Below are 14392 nucleotides of genomic sequence, written 5' to 3' on the forward strand. Positions count from 1 at the left end.
GTCAGGGCTGCATCGCGGCGCGTTCGCGCGCCACCAGGTGGTCGACGATGCGCAGCACCTCGTCGAACGGCTTCGGGCCGAGCACGCGGTACTTGCCGTTGACCACCATGGTCGGGGTCGAGTCGACGCCGGCGCGGTTGATGAACGCCTCCGCGCGCTTGAGCTTGCCGGCGACCGCGAAGCTCTCCATGGTGCTGGCGAACTGTCCGGCATCGGCGCCGTAGCCGGCGTAGAACTCGCCGATGGCCTGCGGCGTGGCGTTCTGCACCGGCAGCGTGCGCTGCAGATGGATGGCCTCGAACACCGCCTGGTGGGTCTGATCGACCAGACCCATCGACTCGGCGGCGTAGTACGCCCTGGCGTAGGGCATCCAGTAGCCGCCGAACGGCGCCGCGACCGGGGTCACCCGCACGTCGGCCGGCTGGCGCCGCTTCCAGGCCGCCATCTGCGGCTCGAACTGCGCGCAGGCCGGGCAGGTGTAGCCGAACACTTCCACCACCTCGATCTTGCCGTCGAGCGGCTGGTAGGGCTGGCCGTTGGGGATCTCCGCGTAGTCGGTGCCCGGCTGCGGGGCCGGACCCTCCGGCGGCTGCGGCGCGGGACGGGCGGTCTCGGTGGTGGCTTCGGCGCTCGCCGCGGCGGCGTCTTCATCCGCGCTGGCGGCAGCGGCCTCGGCGTCCGCCCCGGGCGCGGGGTCGGCGGCGGGCGCGGGCTCCGCGCTGGCGGCGGCGGGGGCCGGGGTGGCCGGGGTGGCGTCCGCCGCCGGCGCGGCGTCCTCGCCGGAGCAGGCGGCAAGCATCACGGTGAGCAACAGCGGGAGAAAGCCCAGGCGCTTGGTCATGGCGGGGTTGGCCTCGTGGTGGTCGGCAAGGTGCCGGTTCGGGAACGTTCGGCGCGCACCATGGCGATCAGCTGGTCGGTGATCCGCAGCAGATCGCGCAGGCTGCGCGCCTGGACGCGATAGCGTCCGTCGATGATGAAGGTAGGCGTCCCCTCCGCGCCACTGCGCAGGAGGAATTCGCGGGCCGCATTCAGCTTCTGGCCGGTCGCCGCGTCGGCCATCGCCCGTTCGAGCGCGCCGCGGTCGACGCCCTGTTGCGCGTAGAACCAGGCCAGCTCGGCGGTGCTGGCGTTGCGCGCGAGATCGCCGCCGCGGTGGACCGCATCGAAGGTCGCGCCGTGCACCCGCGGCAGCTGCCGCAGCGCCTGCGCCGCGAAGAACGCGGTCGCGAACGCGTCCTGCCGGCGGTAGACCACCGGCAGGTATTCGAAGCGGACATCGTCGGCGAGGCGACCGCGCCAGGCCTCCACCATCGGATGGAGCTCGTCGCAGATGTGGCAGGCGTAGGAGAAGATCTCCACCACCTCGATGCGCCCGTCCGCGGCCCATGGTGCGCCGTCGGCGATCGTCACGTAGTCCTGGCCCTCGACCGGTGCCGGCTGGGCCTGCGCGGCGCCAGCCCACAGCATCAGGACCGCGAGGGCGGCCAGCGGCCAACGTCGGATCGGTGTCATCGGCGGGGCCTCCCGGACAAAAAAACGCCGGCCGATGTGCCTCGGCCGGCGGATCGTTTCAAGGGCTGTGGGCGGTTGGACCGGCCGCGGCCGTGGAAGTTCACTGCTGCGAGGGGTCGCCGGTTCGGTCGCCTTCGGTCCCGGCTTCGGCCTCGCCCTCGGCCTGCTCCGAGCCGGTGCGGGGACCGGCCGGATCCGAGGCGTCCGGCGCGGCCACGGCGCCGGCGGCGTCCTGGCCCTCCTCGATGACGACGGTGCCGCCGTCCTGGGTCTGGATGTCGGCCTCGCCCTGGCCGGCGGCGGGCGCAGGCGCCGCGCCGGTGTCGAGCTGGGCCATCATCTCGCGCATCCGCGCGTCGGGGCGCGTATGCAGGCCTTCCATGTAGCTGGCCAGTGCCTGGATCTCCTCGTCGGTCAGGTCCTGCGCCACCTCGTGCATGATGTCGAACAGGCGGGTGTCGCTCTCGCCGGTGGTGCCCTCGCGGAACTCCTGCAGGCGCCGCGCCGAGTACCAGCTGCTCTGGCCGCCCACATGCGGGTAGGGCGGGCCCGGATTGCCGGCGCCGGTGGGGCCATGGCAGGCCATGCATGCGGGGATCTGGCGCTCCGCATCGCCGCTGCGGAACAGCTGCTGGCCGATCTCGAAGAATTTCATGCCCTCGTAGGGGCCGGACGCGACCACGGTGTCGTCGGCGACGCCGGCGCCCGCCTCCTGCATGGCGTAGTGCGCGCCGAGGTCGCGCATCTGCTGCGCGCTCAGCGGCGCGGCGAACGGCTGCATGATCGGGCTGACCCGCTCGCCGCTCTTGAACAGCGCGAGCTGGCGGGCGATGTAGCGCTCGCTCTGGCCGGCGATGCTCGGGTAGACCTCGCGCACGGTAGCCTTGCCGTCGAGCCCGTGGCAGGCCGCGCAGGTGCCGGCCAGGGTGGCGCCGTTCTGGGGGTCGCCCCAGTCGGCCTCCGCCAGGTCGGCCACCGCCGTCTCGCCCAGCGGCGAGGCCTCGACCGGTGCCTCCTCGGGCAGGGGCACGGTCGTGGACTGGGCGAAAGCGACCGCAGCCACCACCCCGAGGGCGGTGAGGCCGGCGATACCGTAGGCGCGGGCGTGGCGCATTGCTGGGCTCCGAAACGCGGGATTCGGGCGCGACCTGCGCCCGGCATGACCCGGAATTATCGTCGGCGGCCGCAAGCGCGGTCAAACCACGCCATGGCGCCGCGGCGCGGGCGCCCCGCCGTGCGATGCTAGCGCCATGTCCGAACCCCTCGCACGCGCGCAATACCGGCTGGCCGCGCACACCCCCGCGCAGCTGCCCCCCGATCTCGGCCACGAGGTCGCCTTCGCCGGCCGCTCCAACGCCGGCAAGTCCAGCGCGCTCAATGCCCTGTGCCGCCAGAACGCGCTGGCGCGGGTGTCCAAGACCCCCGGCCGCACCCAGCAGCTGGTGTTCTTCCAGATCGCCCCGCACGAAGACCGGCACCTGGTCGACCTGCCCGGCTACGGCTACGCCAAGGTGCCGCGCGAGCTGCAGGCGCACTGGCAGGCGTTCGTGGCCGGCTATTTCGAGCGCCGCCAGGCGCTGCGCGGGTTGGTGGTGGTGATGGACATCCGCCACCCGCTCAAGGACTACGACCGGCAGATGCTCGGCTACGCGGTGCGGCGCGCGCTGCCGGCGCACGTGCTGCTGACCAAGGCCGACAAGCTCAGCCGCGGCGGCGCCGCCAACGCGCTGCAGGCGGTCCGCCGCGAGCTGAAGGCCGAATTCGGCGAAGGGGTCGGGGTGCAGACGTTCTCGGCACTGGCCAAGCAGGGCCTGGACGAGGCGCGCGCCGTGGTCGAGGGCTGGCTGCAGCTCTGAGGCGCAGCCGCGCCCGTCGCCAGGACAAGATCCGGCCGCGAGTCGCGGTGCCCGCCGCGTATTTCCGCTGTGGTGGGAGCGACGGCAGTCCGGACACCCGCCGGCGCGGCTTCGCTGCCCGCCCGGGCCAAGCGAAGGCTCCGGGAGCGCGCCAGTGCGGAGCGCTGCCAGGGATGATGCCGGCCGCGTGGTCTCCTGGAGTGGCCGTGGCACCCGCGGCCGCCGGACTGCGTGTGTCTCCTTACGAGCCGGCGCCCCGCCGGCGCGATCGGAGAGATGCAGATGAAGATCCCGACCCCGACCCTGGCTTTGGTCCTGGCGGCGGCGCTGCCGGCCGCGGGCGATGCCTCCGCGGTGGAGCCCGAACTCGGCGCCGAGCAGGTCAATATCGATACCACCGGGCTGCTCGCCCTCGGCGGCTCGGTCCACCAGCGCCTGGCGCAGGCCTTCGAACTGCACGAGCCCGGTCTGCTCAGCCACCTGATGCTGCCGCTGTCGTGCCAGCCCAAGGCCACCGTGTACGTCACCATCGAGAAGACCAGCGCCGGCGTGCCCAACGGCTCGGTCCTGGCCGAGGAAAAGGTGCCGGGCTACGTGTTCACCTCGATCCCGACCCCGGCGGTGGGCATGCGCATGGTCGAGTTCACCAAACCGGCCAAGCTCGATCCGGGCCTGTACGCCTTCACGCTCACCGCCTACGACGGCGACTGCGGCGCGTACGTGGGACCGCCGGGGAACAGCTACCCTGCCGGGCGCGGCTACTTCATCGCCGACGGCAACGGCCCGGCCTGGATCGAGCTGTTCGATGCCGCCGGCGTTCGCGACATGGCGTTCCAGGTCCATCACCGGCCGCTGTGACGGCCACTGCCGCATGAAGCCTCCTTCCCCGTAGGAGTGGCCTGGGCGTGGCGGCGTCGCCGATGAAGGCCGTGGGGGCTCAAGGGGAGATGGTGCGATGGCCGGTGCGGCCCGCCGCGCCGGCCCGCGCGTGCGTGATACGTGCCGCGGCCCGCCGGCTCGCCGACGCGGGGCGGCACCACACGCCGGCGGAACACTGACGCGCCGTGCGCGGCGCTTAACCGGGGCAGCGCAACGGATATAGTGGGCCCCGCGACGCCCGCCACGTGCCGGCGTCGCTTCCGTTTCCCGAGCGAGCGCGCCATTGTCCAGCCCCAGCCAAGCCGGCGACGCGCCGGTCGAGCACCGCCAGCAGCTGGTCGACTACATCGCCGCCGGCGAGAAGCCGCCCGCCGACTGGCGCATCGGCACCGAACACGAGAAGTTCGGCTTCCGGCTCGACGACCTGCGCCCGCCCGCGTTCGACGGCGACCGCGGCATCGAGGCGCTGCTGCGCGGCATGGCGCGCTTCGGCTGGGAAGAGGTGCGCGAGCACGGGCGCACCATCGCCCTGGTCCGCGACGGCGCCTCGGTCACCCTCGAGCCGGCCGGGCAGCTGGAGCTCTCCGGCGCGCCGCTCGAGTCGATCCACCAGACCTGCAGCGAGGTCGGCGCGCACCTGCTCGAGGTCAAGACCGTGGCCGACGACCTGCGCCTGGGGTTCCTGGGCATGGGTTTCCAGCCCAAATGGCGGCGCGACGAGATGCCGTGGATGCCCAAGGGCCGCTACGGGATCATGCGCGCCTACATGCCCAAGGTCGGGGGCCTCGGCCTGGACATGATGACCCGCACCTGCACCGTGCAGGTCAACCTCGACTACGCCAGCGAGGCCGACATGGTGCGCAAGTTCCGCGTGTCGCTGGCGCTGCAGCCGGTCGCCACCGCACTGTTCGCCGATTCGCCGTTCACCGAAGGGCGGCCCAACGGCTATCTCAGCTACCGCTCGCACATCTGGACCGACACCGACCCGGGCCGCACAGGCATGCTCGACTTCGTGTTCGACGAGGGCTTCGGCTACGAGCGCTACGTCGACTACATCCTCGACGTGCCGATGTACTTCGTGTACCGCGATGGAGGCTACGCCGACGCCAGCGGGCAGAGCTTCCGCGACTTCCTCGCCGGCCGCCTGCCGGCCGCGCCCGGCACGCTGCCGACCCTGCGCGACTGGTCCGACCACATGACCACCGCCTTCCCGGAAGTGCGGCTGAAGAAGTACCTGGAGATGCGCGGTGCCGACGGCGGCCCGTGGAACCGGCTGTGCGCGCTGCCCGCGTTCTGGACCGGGCTGCTCTACGACGACACCGCGCTGGACGCCGCCTGGGACCTGGTCAAGGACTTCAACCTGGCCGAGCGCCACGCGCTGCGCGACGGGGTGCCGAAGCGGGCGCTCGGGCTGCCGTTCCGCGGCGCCAGCGTGCGCGAGCTGGCGATCGAGGCGCTGAAGATCTCGGTGGCGGGGCTGCGCCGCCGCGACCGCCGCAACCCGTCCGGCGCCGACGAGACCCACTTCCTCGATCCGCTGATCGAGTTCGCCGAGTCCGGGGAAACGCCGGCCGAGCGCAAGCTCGCGCTGTACCACGGCGAATGGGGCGGCGACATCGACCGGGTGTTCCGCGAATTCGCCTACTAGCCCGCGCGAAAGCCGGCGCCCGCGGGCGCCGGCGGGCGATCACTCCGCCTCGAGCCTGCGCACCTCGACGATCTTGCCGTCGGCGACCAGCCCGGCGAGCTCGTTGCGGTACAGCGGGATCACTTCCTGCTCGTCCCAGGTGATCTCGGAAAGATCGCCGCGCAGCTCGTTGACGGCCCCGCGCGCCTTCGGCCACGCGCCCATCTCGGTGATGACCATCACCTGGTCCGGCGTCACCTCCTGCACCTTCATCAGGCCGTAGGCCCTGCGGTCCTCGTCGTTGCCGAACGAGACCCCGGAGAAGTGCGTGACCTCGGCGGCGTACAGGTCGCCGGGCCTGGGATCGGCCAGGATCGGGTCGAGCTCGGCCTGCGTGGTGGTGGCATCGGCATCGGCGTCGGCGCCGGTCGGGCCGGAGCATGCGGTCGCGGCGGTGGCGAGCACCAGCGCCAGCAGCAGGCGCGATGACAGCGGGCGAAGGAAATCAGGCATCGGATGACGTCCCTGTGGGAGGTGTGGGTCGGAGGGTGAATGCGCGTGCGCCGCGGCAGTCTGATTCAAGTGCCGGTGCCGTTCAAGCGCACCGGCCCGGGCCGGGCGCGAACCGCGCCCACGAACGGGCAACGCGATCCTGCGTTAGTCTCGGGTCATGGCCACGACATCACCGAACGACCGCGACGAACCCCTCCGCGAACCCGAGTTCGCAGCCACGGACGAGCTGCTGCGCGACGACGTGCGCCGCCTGGGCGCACTGGTCGGGGACGTGCTCGCCGAGCAGGGCTCGCCGGCGCTGCTCGACGAGGTCGAGGGCGTGCGGCGCGCGGCGATCGCGCGGCGGGAGGCCGGCGAGCCGGTCGACGCGCTCGCCGAGCAGCTCTCGCGCGTGCCGCTGGCCGACGCCGAGGCCCTGGTGCGCGCCTTCGCCGCCTACTTCGGCGCGATCAACCTGGCCGAGCGCGTGCACCGGATCCGCCGCCGCCGCGACTACCAGCGTACCGGCGACGGCCCGCAGCCGGGCGGGCTGGAGGCGGTGCTGGCGCAGCTGCGCGACGACGGCGTGCCGCTCGACGAGGTGCGCGCGCTGCTGGGGCGCATGCGCATCGAGCCGGTGTTCACCGCGCATCCCACCGAGGCGATCCGCCGCACCCTGCTGGAGAAGGAGCGCGACATCGTCCGCCGCCTGGTCGCCGACATCGACCGCGGCCGCACTCCCGACGAGCGCGCCACCGATCTGGAGCGCATCCGCCAGGCGCTGACCGCCGCGTGGCAGACCTCGGAGGCGCCGCCGACCCGGCCCACGGTGATCGACGAGATGGAGCACGTCGGCTTCTACCTGGGCGACGTGCTGTACCGGGTGCTGCCCGCGTACTACCGCACCTTCGCCGAGGCGCTGGAGAAGGTCTACGGCGCGCCGGCCGAGCTGCCGGTGCTGCTGCAGTTCGGCACCTGGGTGGGCGGCGACATGGACGGCAACCCCAACGTCGGCGCCGACACCATCCTGGCCACGCTGGCGGCGCAGCGGGCGCAGGTGCTCGGCTGCTATCGCCACGACCTGCGCAGGCTGATGACCATCCTCACCCAGACCGAGGACCGCGTCGCGATCGATCCGGCCGTTCCCGCGCGTATCGCGCACTACCGCGAGCTGTTGCCCGACGCCGGGCGCCGGCTCAAGCCGCGCCAGGCGGACATGGTCTACCGCCAGCTGCTGGAGATGATGGCGGCGCGGCTGTCGGCGACCGGGCGCGGCCATGCCTCGGGCTACGCCGACGCCCGCGGCTTCATCGCCGACCTGGAGCTGATCGACGCCAGCCTGGCGCGCGGTCGCGGCGAGCACGCCGGCCGCTACGCGCTGCAGCGGGTGCTGCTGCGGGCGCGCAGTTTCGGTTTCCACCTGGCCGCGCTCGATCTGCGCCAGGATTCGGCGGTGCACGACGCGGCCGTGGCGGCGCTGCGCGGCGAGCCGGACTGGCCGGAGCGCGCGGTGGAGGCGCGCACCGCCGACCTGCACGGCTGGATCGGCGGGACCGCCCCGGCTGCGCCCGAGGCGGCCGGGGCGGCGGCCACGCTGGCCGTGTTCCGCGCGGTGCGCGACGCGCGCCAGCGCTACGGCGAGCACGCCTTCGGGCCGTACATCATCAGCATGAGCCGCAATGCCGCCGACGCGCTGGCGGTGCTGGCGCTGGCGCGGGTGGCCGGCTGCGTCGAGGACGGCGAGGTGCCGCTGGACGTGGCGCCGCTGTTCGAGACCGTCGACGACCTCGACGCCGCCCCGGCGGTGATGCGCGCGCTGTTCGACGATCCGGTCTATCGCGGGCACCTGGCCGCGCGCGGCGGCCGCCAGACCGTGATGCTGGGCTACTCGGACAGCGCCAAGGACGGCGGCCTGCTGGCCTCGCGCTGGGCGCTGCAGCGGACCCAGGTGGAGCTGACCGCGCTGGCGCGCGAGGCCGGCGTGCGCATCGTGTTCTTCCACGGCCGCGGCGGCTCGGTCAGCCGCGGCGGCGGCAAGACCGGCAAGGCGATCATCGCCGCGCCGCGCGGCTCGGTCGACGGCAGCCTGCGCGTCACCGAGCAGGGCGAGGTGATCCACCGCAAGTACGGCATCCGCGCGCTGGCGCTGCGCAATCTCGAGCAGGCCACCGGCGCGGTGCTGCGCGCCAGCCTGCGCCCGCGGCCGCCGGAGCCGCGCGAGGGGCGCTGGCGCGAGCTCATGTCCGGGCTGGCGGCGCGCTCGCGCGCGCACTACCGCGCGCTGGTGCACGAGCGCGACGGCTTCGTCGACTATTTCCGTGCCGCCACCCCGATCGACGTGATCGAGCGGTTGCAGATCGGCTCCCGGCCGTCGCGGCGGCGCGACGGCGGGGTCGGCAACCTGCGCGCGATCCCGTGGGTGTTCGCCTGGTCGCAGAACCGCTCCGGCCTGACCGGCTGGTACGGCGTGGGCACCGCGCTGGCGGAGGGCATCGAGCGCAACGGCCTGGACGAAATGGTGGCCCTGGCGCGCGACTGGCCGTTCTTCGCCTCGGCCATCGACGACGTGGAGATGCTGCTGGCCAAGTCCGACCTGGCGATCTTCGAGCGCTACTCGCTGCTCGCCGGCGAGGCGCACGCGGCGTTCTTCGCCGACATCGCCGGCGAGTTCGCGCGCACCCGCGACGCGATCCTGGCGATCAAGCGGCGCGACCAGATCCTCGCCGACGACTACCGCCTGCGCCTGTCGATCCGGCTGCGCAACCCCTACGTCGACCCGATCAGCCTGCTGCAGGTGGAGCTGCTGCGGCGCTGGCGCGCCGGCGGCAGTGCCGACGACCCCACCCTGCGCGCGCTGATCGCCACGGTCAACGGGATCGCCGCGGGGATCCAGAACACCGGGTGATCGGCGTTCGCGCATGGCGCGCACCTGCGCGGGGCGCCCGGAGTGTATACTCCCCTCCAGTATTCGACACCCGCCACGATGCCGCATTCCCCAGCCGAAAAGAAGCGCGTCCTCACCCGCCTGCGCCGCATTCGCGGCCAGGCCGACGCCCTCGAGCGTGCGCTCGAGGCGGGGGCGGAGTGCGGCGCGGTACTGCAGCAGATCGCCGCCATCCGCGGCGCGGTCAACGGGCTGATGTCGGAAGTGCTGCAGAGCCACCTGCGCGAGGAGCTCGGCCAGCTCGCCGCGCCGTCGCCGCGCAGCCAGGCCAGCATCGACGACGCCGTCGCGCTGGTGCGCTCCTATCTCAAATGATCCGGATCCTGGAGGACACCCCATGAAGTCAAGAGCCGCCGTCGCGTTCGAAGCCGGCAAGCCGCTGCAGATCGTCGAGCTCGACGTCGCGCCGCCCCGGAAGGGCGAGGTGCTGGTCAGGATCACCCACACCGCGCTGTGTCACACCGACGCGTTCACGCTCTCGGGCGAGGACCCGGAGGGCGTGTTCCCGGCGGTGCTCGGCCACGAGGGCGCCGGCGTCGTGGTCGAGGTCGGCGAGGGCGTGACCAGCGTCGCGCCTGGCGACCACGTGATCCCGCTGTACACCGCCGAATGCGGCGAGTGCCTGTTCTGCAGGAGCGGCAAGACCAATTTGTGCGTGGCGGTGCGCGCCACCCAGGGCAAGGGCGTGATGCCCGACGGCACCACCCGTTTCAGCTACGAGGGCCGGCCCGTCCACCACTACATGGGCTGCTCGACCTTCAGCGAGTACACGGTGGTGGCCGAGGTCTCGCTGGCCAAGGTGAACCCCGAGTCCAACCCGGAGCACGTGTGCCTGCTCGGCTGCGGCGTCACCACCGGCATCGGCGCGGTGCACAACACCGCCAGAGTGCAGGCGGGCGACAGCGTGGCCGTGTTCGGCCTGGGCGCGATCGGCCTGGCGGTGATCCAGGGCGCCGTGCAGGCCAGGGCCGGCCGGATCATCGCCATCGACACCAACCCGTCCAAGTTCGCGCTGGCCACGCGGATGGGCGCCACCGACTGCGTGAACCCGAAGGACCACGACAGGCCCATCCAGCAGGTGATCGTGGAGATGACGGAGTGGGGCGTGGACCACAGCTTCGAGTGCATCGGCAACGTCCAGGTGATGCGCGCAGCGCTGGAATGCGCCCATCGCGGCTGGGGCCAGAGCGTGATCATCGGCGTGGCCGGCGCCGGGCAGGAAATCAGCACCCGGCCGTTCCAGCTGGTCACCGGCCGCAGGTGGATGGGCACCGCCTTCGGCGGGGTGAAGGGCCGCAGCCAGCTGCCGGGCATGGTGGAGGATGCGATGCGCGGCGACATCGACCTGGCACCCTTCGTCACCCACACCCTGCCGCTGGAGCGGATCAACGAGGCCTTCGACCTGATGCACGAGGGCAAGTCGATCCGGGCGGTGATTCACTATTGAGGAGCCGGAATCGGTGATTCGCGATTGGCGATCGATCGAAGCCAGGCACGAATCTCCGGGGCCGAGACACGCCGCTGCGCTCTTGCCAATCGCCATCACCAATCGCCAATCACTTCCCCCCATGACCGATCACGATTCCACCGAACGCCTCGAACGCCACGCCTGCTTCGGCGGCTGGCAGGACGTCTACCGGCATCGCTCCGAGGTGCTGGATTGCCAGATGACGGTGGGGGTGTACTTCCCGCCGCAGGCCGATCCCTCGCATCCGCGGCATGCGCCCTGCCCGGTGCTGTACTGGCTGTCGGGGCTGACCTGCACCGAGCAGAACTTCATCGGCAAGGCCGGCGCGCAGCGCTATGCCGCCGAGCAAGGGATCATCCTGGTGGCGCCGGACACCAGCCCGCGCGGCGAAGGCGTGGCCGACGCCGAGGGCTACGACCTCGGCCAGGGAGCGGGGTTCTACGTCAACGCCACCCGCGAGCCGTGGTCGCGCCACTACCGGATGTACGACTACGTGGTCGAAGAACTGCCCGCCTGGGTGGAGAGCGACCCGGCCGCCAGCGATGCGCGCGCGATCAGCGGCCATTCGATGGGCGGCCACGGCGCGCTGATCATCGCGCTGAAGAACCCCGGGCGCTATCGCAGCGTGTCGGCGTTCGCGCCGATCGTGGCGCCGTCGCGGGTGGGGTGGGGCGAGAAGGCCTTCGGCGCCTACCTCGGCGGCGACCGCGAGGCCTGGAAGGCGTACGACGCCGTGGAGCTGGTCGGGTCCGTCAGGGAGCGGCTGCCGCTGCTGGTCGACCAGGGCGGCGGCGACGAGTTCCTCGACGCGCAATTGCGCCCGCAGCTGCTGCAGGCCGCCTGCGAGCGGGCCGGGCACCCGCTGCAGCTGCGCATGCGCGCCGGCTACGATCACAGCTACTACTTCATCTCCAGCTTCATCGGCGAGCACATCGCGTACCATGCGGCGGCGCTGAGGGCCTGAGCGCCCTCTCCCCGACCCATGGAGGCGAAGTGTCCGATCGCGATCTCGTGTTCTACGTCAAATGCCGGGTCAAGCCGGAACGCGCCGAGGACTGGCTGCGGGCGGTCCACGGCATCATCGAGCGCATGTCGCAGGAAGAGGCGTTCGTGTCCTGCCAGCTGCACCGCGATCTGCAGGATCCGACGCTGTTCACCCTCTACGAGCGCTGGGCCGAACCCTCGGTCGAGGCGTTCCTGAAGCACCAGGACACGCCGTACCGGCGCGAATACGAGGCGCTGCTGCCCGAGCTGCTGCAGGGCCCGCGCGAGCCGCAGGTGCTCGAGCCGCTGGGCGCCTGGCACCGCTCCGCACAGCACGACTGAGCACGCCGCGCGTCCTCTTTCCCGCGCCCCACCAGATACCGACGCGGCTCCCGTAAGAACGTGCCATGCACGCGAAAGCCGAGGCAGGCGCCGGCGCCCGGAATCACCGCCACGCGACCGGAACTTTGCGGCGTTCGCGGCCATGGACCGCTCCTACAGGGGCCAGCCGTGGCCCGGACTCGCGCTCACCCCGGCGCCAGGAAGTCGGTATAGGCGAAACGCCCGTCGCGCAGCACCGTCTCGCCGCGGCGCAGCGCCAGCGCGCGCGAGAACATCGGCCCGGCCTCGACGCAGCTGTGGAACTCGCCGTTCTCCCCGCACGGGTCCACGCCCGCCGGCAGCGCATCGAGCAGCGACGCGTCGAACGCGTGCCCGGCGAACCCGGCGTCGAGCTGCCGCGTATCCACGCAGCACAGGTGCGTGCGCAGCCCGGCGGCGATCATCGCCCGCGCCAGCGTCGCGGTGTCTGCGCCGAACAGCGGGAACAGCGCGGTCCAGCCCAGGCGCGCGCACAGCGCCTCGCGCCAGGCGCGGATGTCGGCCAGGAACAGGTCGCCGAACGCGATCCGCTCCAGTCCGGGCCAGCGCGCACGCGCCCGTTCCAGGGCCGCGGCGAAGACGGCTTGGTAGGCGGTGTTGTCGCACTCCTTCGGGATCTCGGCTTCGAGCAGCGGCAGGCCGGCGGCCTCGGCCTGCGCCCGCAGCACTTCCACGCGTACGCCCTGCATCGACGCGCGCCCGTAGCCCTCGGTGATGGTGGTCAGCAGCCCGGTCACTTCCAGGTCGTCGCGCCGGCGCAGCTGCTGCAGCGTCCAGGCCGAGTCCTTGCCGCCGCTCCACGACAGCAGCACTCCAGGGCGCGCACCGTCCCGTGGAGCGATCTCAGCCACCCCTGACGTCGCGCAGCTGCCAGGTGCCGCCGGCCAGCAGGCGCAGCCGGTGCTTGAGCACGTTGCCCGGGATCGAGGTGTTGGCGACCAGGTCGATGTGCAGGTCGTTCTGCTCGCCGTCGACCTTCGCCTGCGGATCGGTGACCCCGAGCGCCGGGTCGACCCCGTCCGGGTCCTCCTGCGCGTCGCGCCAGCGCGCGAACAGCGCGTCGCCGCGCAGCGCCTCCTGCAGCTCCTCGGCGAACCCGGCGGCACCCTGCGAGCGGAATGCGTATTCGCCACTGGCGCGGGTGGTTTCGGGCGACGGCAGGCGGATGAAGTAGCGTGTGCTCATGTCGATGCTCGTGGTGTGCTGGTCGCGGCCAGCGTGCGGCCTGCGGCGTGAGTCCGCCGTCATCGCCTTCGCTGCTTCGGGCCGGGCCGCGTGTCGTCTGCAAGCCGGGCGGCAAGTCCGGGCGTCACCCGCAGCGTCGGCTTTCGCGTGCATGGCACGCCGCTACCAGAGCGGTGCGGGCATCGGCCGCTCAGCCGCGCCGGATCCCGACCGGCAGCCGCGCCAGCCGCCGCATTTCCGGGTCGTCCAGCAGCTCCGGGTCCTGCAGCGCGGCCATCGCGAAGTCGTGAGCGTCGTCGCCCCAGAACAGGTTTTCGCCCAGCGCCAGCGTCGGCACGCCGAAGACCCCGGCGGCGATCGCCGCGTCCGTGTTCGCGCGCAGCGCGGTCTTGACCTCCGGCGCCGCCAGCGCGGCAGGCGTCAGCTCGAGCCGTTCCAGGACCGGCGTCAACGCCTCGACGCCGTCGCCGGGGTTGCCCTGCGCCCAGATCCAGTCGAACACCGCGTCGATCGCCGCGCGGGTCGTGCCCGCGGCGATCGCCAGCCGCAGCGCCGCCAGCGGGTTGAACGGATGCGCCGGCGGGAACCGCAGCGGCACGTGCGCGCGGCGGGCGCGCCACAGGACGTGGCGGTAGGCGAACTCGCGCTTGCCCGGGATCTCCGCCGGCCCGCGGATCCCCAGCTCGCCCAGGATCGCGGCGAACAGGATCGGGACCGGCTCGATGCCGTATTCCTCCAGCCCGTCGCGCAGCCGCCGCCACTGCAGGTAGGAATAGGGCGAGATGAAGTCGAAATACCAGCGCGGGGTCATGGTCGGCTCCGATTGCACCGAATCATTATCGCCCGTCGCCGAGGCTTGGCGGCAATGCCGGGATTGCAGGCCGCGCGGCTTTCCGCGGGCATGGCACCCTCTTGCGGGGTGGGCGGGCATCCTTCGGTAGGGCCGGCCCATGGCCGCGAAGACCGTGGGTCGCTCCGGTCGGGTCGGCGGCGATCGCGGATGTGTCCAACCGCGCCGGCTTTCGCGTGCACGGCACGCCCCTACGAGGGTGGCACGCGGC

The 14392-nt window shown here is 72.4% G+C and carries 14 protein-coding genes and 1 pseudogene; 8 read left to right on the plus strand and 7 right to left on the minus strand.

Annotation, left to right across the window (positions count from 1 at the left end; translation table 11 throughout):
• Position 1 precedes the first annotated feature (1 nt).
• From QFW77_RS16660 to QFW77_RS16670, 3 genes and pseudogenes are all read right to left on the minus strand, one after another.
• On the minus strand, positions 2-841 hold the full coding sequence (locus QFW77_RS16660) for a thiol:disulfide interchange protein DsbA/DsbL (RefSeq protein ID WP_280575936.1): 840 nt from the start codon (positions 839-841) through the stop codon (positions 2-4).
• Positions 838-1515, minus strand: coding sequence for a thiol:disulfide interchange protein DsbA/DsbL (locus tag QFW77_RS16665; protein ID WP_280575937.1), 678 nt, complete (start codon positions 1513-1515; stop codon positions 838-840). The genes QFW77_RS16660 and QFW77_RS16665 overlap by 4 nt, the downstream gene beginning before the upstream one ends.
• A 304-nt stretch (positions 1516-1819) precedes the next feature.
• Positions 1820-2629, minus strand: a pseudogene (locus QFW77_RS16670) (c-type cytochrome); the annotation flags it as partial.
• A gap of 136 nt (positions 2630-2765) precedes the next feature.
• Between QFW77_RS16670 and yihA the strand changes: the two are divergent.
• The 3 genes from yihA to QFW77_RS16685 all read left to right on the plus strand — a co-directional run bounded on the left by yihA (position 2766) and on the right by QFW77_RS16685 (position 5898).
• Positions 2766-3371: a ribosome biogenesis GTP-binding protein YihA/YsxC gene (gene yihA / locus QFW77_RS16675; RefSeq protein ID WP_280575938.1), complete on the plus strand. Its 606-nt coding sequence runs from the start codon at positions 2766-2768 to the stop codon at positions 3369-3371.
• A 282-nt stretch (positions 3372-3653) separates the two neighbouring features.
• Positions 3654-4229: a hypothetical protein gene (locus tag QFW77_RS16680; RefSeq protein ID WP_280575939.1), complete on the plus strand. Its 576-nt coding sequence runs from the start codon at positions 3654-3656 to the stop codon at positions 4227-4229.
• Between the two features lie 304 nt (positions 4230-4533).
• The gene (locus tag QFW77_RS16685; RefSeq protein WP_280575940.1) at positions 4534-5898 is read left to right on the plus strand and encodes a glutamate--cysteine ligase; all 1365 of its coding nucleotides are present in this window, start codon (positions 4534-4536) and stop codon (positions 5896-5898) included.
• Between the two features lie 39 nt (positions 5899-5937).
• On the opposite strand, the gene QFW77_RS16690 is transcribed toward QFW77_RS16685, so the two are convergent.
• The gene (locus tag QFW77_RS16690; RefSeq protein ID WP_280575941.1) at positions 5938-6390 is read right to left on the minus strand and encodes a hypothetical protein; all 453 of its coding nucleotides are present in this window, start codon (positions 6388-6390) and stop codon (positions 5938-5940) included.
• 157 nt (positions 6391-6547) lie between these two features.
• Between QFW77_RS16690 and ppc the strand changes: the two genes are divergently transcribed.
• From ppc to QFW77_RS16715, 5 genes are all read left to right on the plus strand, one after another.
• Positions 6548-9274, plus strand: a complete 2727-nt coding sequence (ppc, locus tag QFW77_RS16695) for a phosphoenolpyruvate carboxylase (RefSeq protein ID WP_280575942.1) — start codon at positions 6548-6550, stop codon at positions 9272-9274.
• A gap of 78 nt (positions 9275-9352) precedes the next feature.
• On the plus strand, positions 9353-9628 hold the full coding sequence (gene frmR / locus QFW77_RS16700) for a formaldehyde-responsive transcriptional repressor FrmR (RefSeq protein ID WP_280575943.1): 276 nt from the start codon (positions 9353-9355) through the stop codon (positions 9626-9628).
• 22 nt (positions 9629-9650) lie between these two features.
• Positions 9651-10760: an S-(hydroxymethyl)glutathione dehydrogenase/class III alcohol dehydrogenase gene (locus QFW77_RS16705; RefSeq protein WP_280575944.1), complete on the plus strand. Its 1110-nt coding sequence runs from the start codon at positions 9651-9653 to the stop codon at positions 10758-10760.
• A gap of 121 nt (positions 10761-10881) precedes the next feature.
• Complete coding sequence (fghA, locus tag QFW77_RS16710) at positions 10882-11745, plus strand: S-formylglutathione hydrolase (protein ID WP_280575945.1); 864 nt, start codon at positions 10882-10884, stop codon at positions 11743-11745.
• A 29-nt stretch (positions 11746-11774) separates the two neighbouring features.
• Positions 11775-12107 (plus strand): putative quinol monooxygenase, encoded by a 333-nt coding sequence (locus tag QFW77_RS16715; RefSeq protein WP_280575946.1) that lies wholly within the window; start codon positions 11775-11777, stop codon positions 12105-12107.
• 185 nt (positions 12108-12292) lie between these two features.
• Here QFW77_RS16715 and QFW77_RS16720 read toward each other — a convergent pair whose 3' ends face one another.
• The 3 genes from QFW77_RS16720 to QFW77_RS16730 form a co-directional block, all read right to left on the minus strand.
• On the minus strand, positions 12293-12997 hold the full coding sequence (locus QFW77_RS16720) for a Dph6-related ATP pyrophosphatase (protein ID WP_280575947.1): 705 nt from the start codon (positions 12995-12997) through the stop codon (positions 12293-12295).
• Positions 12990-13331: a hypothetical protein gene (locus QFW77_RS16725; protein ID WP_280575948.1), complete on the minus strand. Its 342-nt coding sequence runs from the start codon at positions 13329-13331 to the stop codon at positions 12990-12992. The genes QFW77_RS16720 and QFW77_RS16725 overlap by 8 nt, the downstream gene beginning before the upstream one ends.
• A 190-nt stretch (positions 13332-13521) precedes the next feature.
• Positions 13522-14142, minus strand: coding sequence for a 2-hydroxychromene-2-carboxylate isomerase (locus tag QFW77_RS16730; RefSeq protein ID WP_280575949.1), 621 nt, complete (start codon positions 14140-14142; stop codon positions 13522-13524).
• Positions 14143-14392: the final 250 nt, after the last annotated feature.

It is taken from the genome of Luteimonas endophytica (assembly GCF_029887875.1).
Classification (GTDB): domain Bacteria; phylum Pseudomonadota; class Gammaproteobacteria; order Xanthomonadales; family Xanthomonadaceae; genus Luteimonas; species Luteimonas endophytica.